This window comes from Bacteriovorax sp. PP10, from assembly GCF_035013165.1.
GTDB lineage: Bacteria > Bdellovibrionota > Bacteriovoracia > Bacteriovoracales > Bacteriovoracaceae > Bacteriovorax > Bacteriovorax antarcticus.
This window is the reverse complement of sequence record NZ_JAYGJQ010000002.1, coordinates 1,588,992-1,602,324: the sequence shown is the minus strand read 5'-3', so window position 1 is coordinate 1,602,324 and position 13,333 is coordinate 1,588,992. Positions and strand designations below refer to the sequence as shown.

Sequence of the window (13,333 nt, the reverse complement as noted above, 5' to 3'; positions counted from 1 at the left end):
TTGAATCTATAGTGAGAAATATTCATGGAAGCACTGATTGTCGCAGCGATTTTAGGACTTGTGGAAGGATTAACAGAATTCATTCCCGTATCCTCTACCGGCCACCTTATTATTGTCAGCGAATGGCTTCATCTTGATCACGCCAAAAGCGATTCATTCAACATCATCATTCAACTAGGTGCCATCCTTGCTGTCGTTTATCTTTACCGTGAAAGATTCTACGAATTTTTCAATTGGCAAAAAATTAAAGAACTAAAAACTCTGGCGACTCAAAAAACGACAAACAGACTTAACCTGATTCACATCGCGATTGCCATCATTCCAGTTTTGGCCATTGGATTTGTCACAAGAAAATTTATTAAGGCCCACCTCTTCAATACAGACGTGGTTATTTTCTCACTTATTTTTGTAGGTGTGATCATGATCGTAGTTGAAAAATTTAAACCGAAAGCGACCATTAAAAGTTTGGATGAAATCACTTACCTGGATGCTCTGATTATTGGCCTTGGGCAGTGTTTTGCCTTAATCCCAGGGGTCTCTCGCTCTGGAGCGACGATGATTACGGGGATGCTTAGAAAAGTAGATGTTAAAACATCGGCCGATTTTTCATTCTTAATTTCAGTGCCGGTTATCTCGGCGGCAACGATCTATGAATTCTTAAAAGTCTACTCACAGTTTTCAAGTTCTGACCTCCTTCAACTCCTGGTTGGATTCGTGGTCTCATTCCTGATTGCAATAGTCGGAATAAAAGGCTTCCTGGTGGTTTTAAAACGTCTTAGTATTACTCCCTTTGCGATCTACAGGATCGTTTTCGGGATCGTTTATTACCTGTTTATGAAGTAAAAAACTGCCCCAAAAATTTGTCACCTACAGGGACGGAGCTGTCACTCAATCTTATTGAGTTAGCTCCTCCTAACCTCTCAAAAACAATACACTTCCAATGAAACTTCCGAATCTTTACCTCTGTAGCAGGCAAAAAGAGGATGATTAGAACTGTCAGGCATTAAAATAGGCTTAAGTATCAGAGTTTTTTGAAAACTACCGATCAGATTAAAGAATGATCCTTAAGCTTTAGGAATGACTGTTTATGAGAAAACTAAAACATTTAATAAAAGTATTTGCAGTTCACACTTTGATTTTATCATTGGTGCAAACTTCATTTATTTTTACGACAGCACAAGCTGCTGACGTCACAGGAAAAGATATTCTAAGCGTGGCCAACATTGCGCTTGGAACATACGGAGCTTTCCTTGGTCAAAAACAACAAATGATTCAACAGCAAATTATGGCGCAAAAAAACGCTGCACTTATGCAAAAATTAAGTCCAAGCTGTAAAAATGCTGATGGTACTTACTGCTATCAAGCTGCTGGAAAATATTTTCCAGAGTGCCCTCTTCCAGCAACGATGGCCACAATGCCACAAAACGTTTGTTCGGAAACAGTTCCCGATCCTGCGCAATCAGCAATGCAAATTTCAAGCATGATCACTTACGAGTCTATCGCTAAGGGATGGGTTAATTACTACGACCAGATGTCGAATGAAGCAACAAATGCAACTTATCCATCTGGACTAAAATGTCTTACTGATAAAACTAAAAAAATCGATTCAGAAATCATCGAGATGATCAACAACCTGACTCGCCTTCAGGATCAGTTAAACAAAGACAAAGAAACATTCAAGGCCAACAACAAAAAACTTCTTGAGCAACTATCACAAACGAATGACGAGTTGATGGGTGCTTCAAAAAATAATCTTGATATCAAGACAACTGCTTTTGCAAAATACTTCTCTTCAAGCTGTCAGTCAGTTATTGGTGAAGAAGGTCTGGCGAAAGGATCTCAAGTAGGTCTACTTCAGATTCAGCAGTCTATTGCTCCTGCAAATAAAAGAGCTGCAGACTATAATCAAAACCGCACGGCCATTGAAGCTGAATTAAGATCTGATATCACAAATATTCAGAACTCTATCGCTGCTTCAGGTCTTCAGGATTATTTCGATGGAAAAAGCACTGAGACTTCAAAATTCCAGTCACTGCGTGCAGCGACTGTGAAACAAGCACAGGAATTTAAACTGGCCAAAGATAGAATCGCAAATGAACTTTCTAAAATTGGATATCAACTTCCAACGATGGATAAGAACTTCTCAGTTGATTTTGGGGATTTCTTAGCAGAGTCAAAAGATTTCTTTAGAAAAACATATATCAACAACTGTGTAACTGGTGCAGATAAATCTGGGATAGCAATCTCTACAGATCAAATCTTAAATAACCTTCAACAAAGAAGTACAGGAAGTGCTGGTACAGCTCGTGATAAATATAAAGCTGCTCTTGCAAATATTTTAAACAGCGACGCTTTCATTGAAGACAAACTGACTCAAATCAGAGCGCTTGAAGAAACTTATAAAGATATCTCTATTACTTATCAAAACAGTGATGGACAAAAAGTTATCGAAACTCCTTATGATCTTTATGTTAAAACACTTGATAAATGTGAAAAGAAATACGTTCAAGATAATTCTAATACTGCAACTGGATCAAACGGTGTTTCTCAACAGAAAAAAGTTGACCGTGGACAAGCTTTATTAAGAGAATTAAAAGCTCTTCATGACAACTACGCTTCTAACCTTGGAACAAAAGTTCTTGAGCAGGTTTTAAGCTGTAACGGTGAAGCTAAAAAATCAGGTTCAACTTGTGGAACTCCAGAATCATTTGATCACACTGCTCCTTCATTTTGTATGAACCATGCTAGTCAGTGTGCTAACGAAGTTAACGGCTGTTATGCAGAAGCAACAAATCAGGTTGAAACAAGAAAAGCAAAAATGAATGCTCTTGCTAAAACTTTTAATGCTAACGCTGAAACAATGGTTAACCGCTCTAACCAACTTTACAATGCTCAAAAAGCAAACGTCATGGAAATGGTAAAACTTATTCAGGGACGTTTCCCTGGAACAAACTTCACAATTCCTGAAAACATGTTCATCTCGATGCCGGAACTTAAGAAAGACACTTACGGTGTAGACCTGGCAGCAGATGGAAGCATGGCCTTTATGGATGATCTTCCAAAGAAGATCGATTCACTTAAAAAAATATTTAAAGATCAGCAGGCAAAAGTTGATGCTGAAATTGAGGACTATATCGGTAAGCAAAAAGCAGCAATGTCTTCTCAAAAAGAACGTTGGGGACAACTTGCGAGCGAGTGTAAAGCGCAAATTTCAAGTGTCACAAAAGACCTTGCAAAATACAACAGCGAAGGACAAAAGAAACAAGCTGAGCAAGATGCTAAAACAGGAATGTTCTGTAAGAAATATACTGACATGGCAGAAAACCCATTGGGAGCTTGTAATGGTGCGGATAAGTTAGCTGAAGATGCTGACCAGATTTCTGCTCGTCTTACTAACGATGCTCTTAAGTACACTGGGAAATTTAGAAATGTTTGTAATATGTACAACAATGACTCTAAAGACGCTATTCCCGACTATTGCTTAGATGAAGAGGCCTACGCCAAGTTAAGCATACAAAAGAAAAATCTTTGTAAAGCTCAGGAAGCAGCAGAAACAAAAAGAATTAATGCTTCTTTAGGAACAGATACAAAAAAGAGCAGAAGATCAAAAATTTCTTTTGATTCTCTATGCAAAGGACAAAGTGGATTAAAGAGCGATAAAGATTTTATTGCTGCTGCTGCTGAAAAAATGTCAGCAGAAGATAAAGAATTACTAAAAGATGCTAAGTCTCTAAAAGATGTTATGTCAAAAATTGATGACCTTGATGATTCTACAGCTGATTTTTTTGATGGTATCGCCTCTTATAAAACAGATAAAGATGATAACAAGTCTGTTTGTAGTCAGATGGAATCAATCGCTAAGTTTGACATGGGTGATTACCCTACTGAAACTAGCAAATTAAAAGATTATGGAAATGAAAACAAAAAGAAATACGAAGATGAGATAACTGCAAAAGAAGCAGAGAAAGTAAAATTACTTACTGCTGACCCTAAAGCGGATACGACTGCTATCACAAAGCAGATCGCAGACATTAAAGGGAAGAAAGATGACAACTATGCAAACACTGAAAAAGCACGAAAAAAGATCGAGCTTAACAACGTCTTCGCTTCTTTAACGCCGCCTACTCCGACAAAAGAAGAAGCAAAAGTTACTGAACTAAGCCGTCTGGGACAACAGGTTGATGGAACTTGTGATGCTCAGGCAAGCAATACAAATACAGGAAAAAACTTCGGGGCCTCTCTGCTTCAGAGTTTCGATGCAGCGATATTGGGAACTGCTAAATAAGTTGAAAAACTAGTTGTACGTAAGTTGGGATACGATGGGGAATAAAAACAGAGTTCTAAATTCAGTGATCCAAAAATCTTTAACATTAGCAATAGTGTCTGGGATTCTTGCGTCTTGTGTGCCGAATGCCGGCAGCAACGTCCGCGGACGTGCCAGTGCAAACGCCACGACAGGTTCATCAAACGTTGCAGTCACTCAAGGAAGGGTTTTAAAAGACAACCCTATCATCCTTTCAGGAAATGCTTCCCTAGCGATTACGGCCGATCTTAATAAATATTTAGGGACTGCTGTTACAATTACCAGCAATTCATTTTTACAATCTAATTCGAACTGTTCAGGATTAACTTATTGCTTTGAAGTTTTAGACACGAGAGAAGCTGTTTCTCCCCTTCAAACAACTGATGGAAAATGGGCCTTTAAAACAGGAACAGCTGAATTCCTGCAAGTTAATACTTTTTATCACATGAATAAACTCTTCGATCAGTTCTTTACGAACCTTGGAATGAGTCTGGCCGGTGCTTATGATTCATTAGGCGCCCCTGTCTACGATACTGCAATTCCATCTGGGCTTAGAGAAACTGACGGAACATTTAAATTGAACTCACAAATGCTTCTGGCATTTTCAAACTGCGATGTCACTAACAACGCTTATTACGACCAGGCCACTGAGTCTTTATGCTTTGGACACACAGGAGCAAACAAAGAACTTCACTGGGCCCATGATAGTACAATTATCTATCATGAAACTGGTCACTTCATGCAAAGACTTCAACTCAACATGAGAAACACTGCCTCTTTAACAAAAGTGCAGATGAGTAATAACCTTTACAACGAAGCTGGTGCTATCGGTGAAGGTCTATCAGACTTTTTTAGTTACTACGTAAACGGAAGAACTCACTGGGGTGAATGGGCCGCAGGAAATCTTCGTGGCTCAAGACCAATGAGTGAAGCAGACGCTCTTCATGCTCCAGGACTTGCTGCTGATGAAGATTCACGTTTAAGTTATCCGCAGTACATTACCTACGATCCAAACTATCCACTTGAACCGGTTGAAGATATCCACATGTCAGGGATGATTATCTCTCACTACCTGGTAGCTTTAACTCAGGATCTTGAATCAAAATGTTCGATCTCAAATGCTGTGGCCCGCGAATATGTCATGTACATTTTAAATGAAACAATGGCAGAGCTTGGTGACCTTACATCAAAGGGAACTGAGAATGGTGCCGTTACTAAAGTGAACATGAACGCTCTGAATTCATCTTTATGGTTTAATACTATCAACTCTATTACTTATAGATCTTTCACACAGACAATTGCTAAAAACTTACTCAACACAATCGGAAATGCCGGACTAAATCGTTGTAACGGAAGTTATTATACGAGAGATAATATCGAGTCTCTATTAGACAGCTATGGGCTTCTATTATTTAAAACATACAATCAACACAGAAACCTGACGAATGGAACGACTAAGGTCAACACTCAGGTGACAACATCAAACAGAAAAAAATCAGTGTTGATTTCAAAAAGTAATTTAATTCTCGATCCAACAACAGGAGCAAGCTCTGCTTACGTTATCGACAACAGAGCACAAATCGCTGCAGGGATCACTCAACTTCAAACGTCTGGAATCATCGGAACACTTTCGACTCAAACTCCAAGTGATCTAGGATTTAATAACAACAACAGTAAAGTGAGCCCTGGTGAAGTTGTTGCCATCGCTCTTAACCTTTATAACAATTCAAACTCAACAATGGGTGGAATTGAAATTTTAGCTAATGACTGGGACCATGCAACTTCAACGACACTAGTAGGTGGTGTTCCCCTAGGTCGTCCGTGTAAGTTTGATACTTTTGGACTTTCAACTGATACATGGCCGCTTGACTCAGAGGGTGGATCATCCGTACAAGGTTGTGACGCTATCGGTGCAGCTCCATGGACAGCGGTTGCAACTCCAGGTGACTTTGCACCAGTATGTTTCGTTCAGTACAACGATTCAACGGCAACGAAGTGGATTTCTCAACGTGAGTTCAAACAAAAAGTTGCGATTGATAGCAACTCTTGTCTGGATAAAACAAACGATAAAGACTGCTTCATCAGAGCAATCAAAGGTGCAGACAAAGCACAGTACTCAAAAATTAATCCTAAATCGACATGGGGACAAACCATGGCCGATCCAACGACTGGTAAAGCATACAGTCTGGATTGGGGGAACGTTCTTTTATTTGAAGTTTCAAAAAGTATTCCTCCAGGAACAGTCGTAGATTGCCGAATGAGAGTGCGCTTCACGAATTGTGAAGACTGCTTCCATGACAGCGCTAACAACAACAACGACTTTAAAGATGTGGAATATAACGGCCCTAAGCCGTATAAAATTATTCACCTTCAAATACCTATTACAGACTAAGAGAGTAAATGAAAAAAACGGTTCTCTTTATTTTATCAATGACAGTTGCTTTTGGTATAACGTTTTATATCAAGAAAGAGCAGTCTAAAAATATGGTGCTGATGAAAACTCAGTGGAAGACCTTCGTCAAAAATCCGGATGCTGTCGTCGACTCTCATAAAACAACACCTGAAGAATTTAAGGCCGCCAAAATTCCAGAGCCAGCAGTTGCTCCTAAGGCCAATCGTGCTATCGCCAGCGTAAATCCTTACAAAGGTTTTATGGTGAGAAATAATCGCATTCTTACTGGAGACGTTAGTCAAAAGTACGAAGATGAAAATACTGAATTGCAAATGGTGAACACGATCAATCCTGAATGGAAAGATGTCATGGGTAATGACCTGATGAGATTTCAGCCTGCCGATACAAAATTGATGGTGAAAGAAGAAGTTCCGGTTATAAAAATTATCGAAGGACAAGGCCGCTACCTTGAACAAGTAACTGTGACTTATCTGCAAAAAGATGGGAACAGAAGTAGCTTTAAAGCATTAGTTGATTCTGAAACAGGTTCAGTTGTTGAGACATGGGATCGCACAGTTCAGGAGCATATCAGAAAACCGAGAGGAGGATTGTTCCTCCCCCCGATCAATGAAAGTGGAATTGTTACAAAGTAAGCGGTAAGCTGATTCCGATAACAAACTCTTTGTTTGAAACATCGGTACTGCTTTTTGTTCCGCTAGCTACTTTAAGCTCATCTAAATTAATCATACGATACATTAAGTTCACGCTTAAGAATGGAAGAGCAGTAAATCCGACTCCAAGCTCAGTCGTGTTCCCTGTCAGCTCAAAATTAGATGTTGTACTTTTAGTTGTGTTAGAAAAGTAATAAGCTGCCCACGCGCGAATAAAAATTGGGAAGTTGTATCCAACGAATACACCCCATTCATTTCTTTCCATGTCGTTTGCGACTTTTGCACCGGCAACAACAAAATCCTGATCGTAAGTTGAGCGAGTGAAATCTAAACCAGTCATAAAACCTAATTGCTGGTATCCAACGCGCATACCAAGTTGACTACCATTGTAGCTCTCACCGTCGCCAGATGACCCTAAATTGAAGCCTAAATGCGGCTCTAATAATAAGGCAGCAGATGCTGTATTTACCGTTAAGAAAAGACCTAATATAAGTCCCGTGATGTTAAGTTTTTTATACGCCTTCATAGATCCTCCTTGATTTTAGACTTGAACAGTACTAATTAACTTTATTATCCTCGCCATCTTTAAAAAGGGAAGTCAAAAATAATGAAAACGTTGTTATCACTCACTGTTATGCTTTGTTCGTTATCTGCTCACGCAGTTTATTTTGACGTCATCGGCCCATGCTCTAAGAAACCGCTCTACGCTGGTGTATTCATCACTGATACAAGTGACAGCGCCGGTAAAATCAGTATCGATATTTTTGAAGCGAACAAGATTCCTTACATTGGATCAGCTGATGGCATCGCGATGATAGCAAACTCTCCTATTGGCCTCGATGCCATGGAAGTTCTTTCTGATACAAAAATGCGCGCCCACGGCTGGTGTTTTTCTGTAAATGGCGTAGTTCCGGATGCTCTAGCGAGTAAAACTTATTTAGCGTCTCAAGACGACTACATCAGCTGGTTTTACGCTTATTCGACGTATGATCGCGGGGTTTGGAGCGATTACTGCACGCCTACTTACAAAATTAAACCTCAAGAATTTTGTAAATAGCCCTCAATATCCGAGTATAATCATCCGATAAGAATATATTATCGGAGTAGCCATAAAAACATACACGCCCTATATATTCGTCTTCATGGCCATCAGTCTCTTCGGACTGTGGTCTAGCAAGAATTTACAAGCAGTCAAAGTGCCTGAGCGCTCGATTGCCAGTGATTGCCAGGGCATGGTGAGTGAAATTATTAGTCCTCTTGCTCAGGAAGAAAGAATTCTTCGCGCCATCGCGGCCAATGCTCACACTGAAAAACTCTTCAAATTAAAAAATACAATCTGGAACAAAGTCATGGGCCCTCATGACTTCGAAAATTTCAATGACCAGGAATACTTCCGCTGGATGGAAATTTATAAAGACGGAAATGATGAATTCTCCAACATCAATCCGGTAAGTATCGAACAGAAAATGGCACTGATTGAAGTCATCAATATGCGCCTGATTCAAACGAAACTTTACAATGAAAAAGGTCTGACTGATGAAGCACAAAAACTTAGTCTTTTTAAATTAAGAAAACTGCAGTCACACTTTAAGTACATGAACTTAACTTCGAAGTTAACCCGCAACGACCTGAATGGTTTTGCTGCTGATTTAATGATTATCTTAAAAGGCCCACCTGTTACCTTGATGGATTATTTTACAAAAAATAAAACGGCACGTATGAACGCCAGAGTTATGCGCATGGTTCAGGAAGATGTTTTACTGATGGGATTAAAAGGAATGGTTGAGCGCATTCCTGAAAAAGATTCTTATACGAGACTAGAGCGTGGAAGATATACCGTAAAACGTTTCTTCCAGCATAAAATCTGGAAATACCTTGCGGTTCCTTACGATCTTCCGTGGTTTGAGCGAGTGAATATCCCGGATGAGCTTTTAGAAAAAATCATGGTGGATGGCCTAGAGGCCCATGACCAGGAATTAATCGAGTACTTAAAAAAGCAAAATATGATTGATCATTATGAGCGCTTTAGAAGAGTTTATAAGCCAATCGCTTTTTCAATCGGCTTCTACTTCTATTTTGATAAATACAACTCAGAAGAAAACCCTAAGACGGCGGAGTCTCAGGAAGAAGAAAAAGCTAAGTTCATTCAGTTCTTTAAAGACATCTCAGATAAAGTTCTTGATGTGACAACAACTGAAGAAAAATCTGAAATGGATTTAAAAGAAGAGCAACTAGAGCGCATGCTTCACGCTTATAAAGCTAAATATAAGGAAGAACCTTCACAAAAGGTTATTGAAGAAATGCGCTCAAAAATCTTTCAGTAGAATTAACCTTTATACTGGTAGTACTCATCCAACGATTCAGGATTAGCAAGGGCATCGACATTTGTTACGGGCTTCCCTGAGAGAATTCTCGTAATCGCCAACTCCACTTTTTTCCCTGATCTCGTATAAGGAATATCTTTCACCACGATAATTTCACGGGGAACGTGTCTTGGTGTCGTATTTTTCTTAATAAGGTCTTTGATTTGTTTTTTGCGATCCAGAGTCATCTCTTCTTTGTCTTTTAATTTCACAAACAAGATAACATCCACGTCGCCATCTGTCGGGCGTCCCACACAGATAGAGTCCAGGATATAGTTTAATCCTTCTGTCTGACGGTAAATTTCAGCAGTCCCAATTCTCACACCACCTGGATTTAAAGTCGCATCAGAGCGGCCATAAACGATCACTCCGCCATGCTCAGTGACTTTTACAAAGTCTCCATGAGTCCACACACCGGGGATCTGATTGAAGTAAGCAGCGTTGATTTTTTCTTTACTCTCATCGTTTAAGAAATAGATTGGTCTGCTTGGGAAAGTCTGAGCACATACGAGCTCCCCTTCAACTCCAACAACACCTTTAGCATTTTCATCAAAGGCCTGAACATCTAGACCCAAACCACGGCACTGAATTTCTCCCTTATAAACAGGAAGAATCGGGCAAGCGAGCATAAAACAAGAAACGATATCTGTTCCACCTGAAATACTTCCAAGGAGAACATCTTTTTTAATGTGGTTATAAACGAAATCAAACTGCTCAGGAAGAAGTGGCGATCCTGTGGATAAAATCGTCTCCAGTGTCGGATATTTTGTAAATCTCGCACCGGTGTCTTCAAGCGCTTTTAAGAATTTTGGAGAGGTTCCAAAAATATTAATTCCAACGCGCTCAATCATATTGAAGAAGTATTCAGGAGAAGGCTCTGCAGGAGACCCTTCATATAAAACGACAGTAGAGCCAAAATACAGTCCGGCCACAAGCCAGTTCCACATCATCCAACCACAAGTCGTAAAAAAGAAAGTCGTCTTATGCTGTTTTAAATCACAGTGAAGACCGTGCTCTTTAATCAGCTGAACAAGTGTTCCACCTTGAGAGTGAACAATACACTTTGGTTTCCCCGTCGTTCCCGACGAGTACATAATATAAACGGGGTGAGCAAAAGGAACTTTGGTAAATTCAATCTGGTCATCAGTCTGGTGTTCTTGAATGATTGTTTTGTAATCGACGGCCTTCGCAAATTTTGAAATGTCATAACCCTTTCCAAGGAAATCCACCAAGATGATTTTTTCCAGAGAAGGAATACGTTTTTCAATTTCTAATAATTTTTCTGTCAGGTCAAAATGCTTTTTCCCGTATTCATAACTAACAGCTGCAACGAGAATTTTAGGTTTTGATTGTCCGAAGCGGTCTAAAACCCCTTCAATACCAAAATCACAACTAGTCGAAGTGAAAACTCCACCAAATGAAGTTGTCGCCAACATCGAAACCACTGTCTCAGGGATGTTAGGCATATAGGCCGCAAGAACGTCCCCTTCAGACATATTTTTTTTCAAATAGGCCTGAAGAGATTTAACTTCTGTACGTAAATTTTTGTAAGTGACTTTTTTCGACATTCCCGATTCATGTTGAAAATTAAGAGCGACGTCACCATCTTTCCCATTTTTCAATAAATTCTCGGCAAAGTTCAACTCAACATTTGAAAACCAAGTGTAGTTCTCAAACCCTTCTTCTAGTAAAACCGGATCCAGACTTCCTCTGTAGTTTACGCCGAAATAATTAATCAGCGATTTCCAGAATAAATCTTTATGAGTAATCGAGAATTGATGAAGCTCTTGATAGCTTTCCATCGACAGTTTGTGTTCACGGTTCATCGCCTGCATAAAAGCAGTCATTTCTGAATATTTAATTCTATCCGCTGATGGTGTCCACAAACTTGTATTCATAATTACAATACCGACTTTAGAGCTGCTGCTGAAGCTTCTTCAACTTTAGCGTGAAGTGAATTTCCGTGAGCGTCCATTGTTACTACAACTGGAAACTCAGTAACTGATAATTCCCAGATCGCTTCAGGAGATCCAAGATCTAACCAGTGAACTGCATCTACAGAGTCGATTTTCTCAGCTAAAACCTGAGCAGCTCCACCGATAGCATGGAAATAAACACATCCGTATTCCTTGCAACCAGCAAGAGTTTTAGGGCCCATTCCACCTTTACCGATAACTCCCACGATTCCGTAATCTTTCATTACGTCAGCCTGGTATGGTTCCTCGCGGATTGATGTTGTGGGTCCTGCTGCTGTTACATGGTATGTACCGTCTTTATCCTGAAGGATAACCGGACCGCAGTGATAAATAATTTGATTGCTAAGATCCACAGGTGGCTTAACACCATCGTGAAGTCTTTTATGAACGGCATCTCTTCCGGTAAAAAGTTTACCAGTGATAAGAACCATGTCTCCTACTTTTAATTCGCGAACTGCTTCATGAGAAAACGGGTAGCTTAATTTTTTCATATAAACCTCTTAGTACAACCATTTCTTAATTTTGTTATTTGTTCCAATCTCAATTCCTTGTCTTCTATACGCCCAACACATGTACGAGATAGAAACAAAGAAAGATGCCGGAAGACGATTAAGTGCTCCGATCTTGCATCCTAGTAGAGTTGTTTTTCCACCGAAGCCCATAGGCCCGATTCCAAGTTTATTTGAAGTCGACACGATTTCAGTTTCCAGTTCAGCAAGAGATGGAATTGAATTTGTATCATCCACTCTTCTTAAAAGTTGCTCTTTTGAATCAATGTATCCCGCTCCGCGGTCTCCACCGATTGTGACACCAAGAACTCCTGGCCCACATCCTTTACCTTGAGCTTTAAAAACAGCGTCGAGAATAACTTTTCTTACACCATCTAAATCTCTTCCCGCTCCTAGAGCAGTGTTTGGAAGTGAATACTGAGCACCAACGTTTTCACACCCTCCACCTTTTAACATAAGTTTTACTTCAACTTTGGAACTTTGGTGTTCGTGGTAGTGAATTGATGGATGTCCAGGCCCTAGGTTTACACCAGAGTTCGCACCAGTTAACGAGTCAACTGAGTTCTGACGAAGGTAACCTTTTTTTGTCGCTTCAACGACAGCGTCTTGAAGCATCTTTGTAAATTTTGACTGACTAAATCCAACCGGGTGAGAAACGAAAAATAAAACTGTTCCCGTATCCTGACAAAGTGGTTGAGATTTTTTCTTAGCAAGCTCGATGTTTGCTTTGATAATGTTCATTGCATATTCTGCAGTGGTATTTTTTTCTTCGCGCTCTAGTGCTTCTAGAATAACTTTTTGAACGTCATCTGGAAGTTCAGCACTTGTTACACGAATAAGTTCTACAAGTGACGCTTTAAGTTCTGTATCTGATCCTAAAGTTTTTACGACTACTTTTTTCGCAGCAGGTTTAGTTGCTACAACTTTCTTTGCAGTTGCTTTCACTGGAGCTTTTTTTGCTGCTACTTTTTTAACAGCTTTCTTAATAGGTTTTTTAGCGACTTTTTTCGCCGCTGCCTTTTTAGGTGCTGATTTTTTAACAGTTTTTTTCGCCACTTTTTTCGCAGCAGTTTTTATAGGTTTCTTCATAGACTTTTTCTTCATCGCCATAAACGAATC

Annotated in this window: 8 protein-coding genes and 1 pseudogene; 6 read left to right on the top strand and 3 right to left on the bottom strand. The window is 39.7% G+C overall.

The features are described from left to right. The first annotated feature begins 24 nt into the window (after window positions 1–24). The 4 genes from SHI21_RS17700 to SHI21_RS17685 all read left to right on the top strand — a co-directional run bounded on the left by SHI21_RS17700 (window position 25) and on the right by SHI21_RS17685 (window position 7,348). Entirely contained in the window at window positions 25–843 is an 819-nt protein-coding gene (locus tag SHI21_RS17700) for an undecaprenyl-diphosphate phosphatase (protein ID WP_323578320.1), read from the top strand. 244 nt (window positions 844–1,087) lie between these two features. After that, entirely contained in the window at window positions 1,088–4,285 is a 3,198-nt protein-coding gene (locus tag SHI21_RS17695) for a hypothetical protein (RefSeq protein WP_323578319.1), read from the top strand. Between the two features lie 34 nt (window positions 4,286–4,319). Then, window positions 4,320–6,695: a hypothetical protein gene (locus tag SHI21_RS17690; RefSeq protein ID WP_323578318.1), complete on the top strand. Its 2,376-nt coding sequence runs from the start codon at window positions 4,320–4,322 to the stop codon at window positions 6,693–6,695. Between the two features lie 8 nt (window positions 6,696–6,703). Then, entirely contained in the window at window positions 6,704–7,348 is a 645-nt protein-coding gene (locus tag SHI21_RS17685) for a hypothetical protein (RefSeq protein ID WP_323578317.1), read from the top strand. On the opposite strand, the gene SHI21_RS17680 is transcribed toward SHI21_RS17685, so the two are convergent. After that, a complete protein-coding gene (locus SHI21_RS17680) occupies window positions 7,338–7,892 on the bottom strand; it encodes a hypothetical protein (protein ID WP_323578316.1) in 555 nt (184 codons plus the stop codon). The two genes, SHI21_RS17685 and SHI21_RS17680, sit on opposite strands and share 11 nt — an antisense overlap. An 81-nt stretch (window positions 7,893–7,973) precedes the next feature. Between SHI21_RS17680 and SHI21_RS17675 the strand changes: the two genes are divergently transcribed. Both SHI21_RS17675 and SHI21_RS17670 read left to right on the top strand, forming a co-directional pair. Next, on the top strand, window positions 7,974–8,423 hold the full coding sequence (locus tag SHI21_RS17675; RefSeq protein WP_323578315.1) for a hypothetical protein: 450 nt from the start codon (window positions 7,974–7,976) through the stop codon (window positions 8,421–8,423). 85 nt (window positions 8,424–8,508) lie between these two features. Beyond that, window positions 8,509–9,690: a hypothetical protein gene (locus SHI21_RS17670; RefSeq protein ID WP_323578314.1), complete on the top strand. Its 1,182-nt coding sequence runs from the start codon at window positions 8,509–8,511 to the stop codon at window positions 9,688–9,690. A 2-nt stretch (window positions 9,691–9,692) separates the two neighbouring features. Here the strand turns inward: SHI21_RS17670 and SHI21_RS17665 are convergent, their stop codons facing one another. Both SHI21_RS17665 and SHI21_RS20705 read right to left on the bottom strand, forming a co-directional pair. Further along, window positions 9,693–11,627 (bottom strand): acetoacetate--CoA ligase, encoded by a 1,935-nt coding sequence (locus SHI21_RS17665; protein ID WP_323578313.1) that lies wholly within the window; start codon window positions 11,625–11,627, stop codon window positions 9,693–9,695. Between the two features lie 2 nt (window positions 11,628–11,629). After that, window positions 11,630–13,075: pseudogene (locus SHI21_RS20705) on the bottom strand (FumA C-terminus/TtdB family hydratase beta subunit); the annotation flags it as partial. Between the last annotated feature and the right edge of the window lie 258 nt (window positions 13,076–13,333).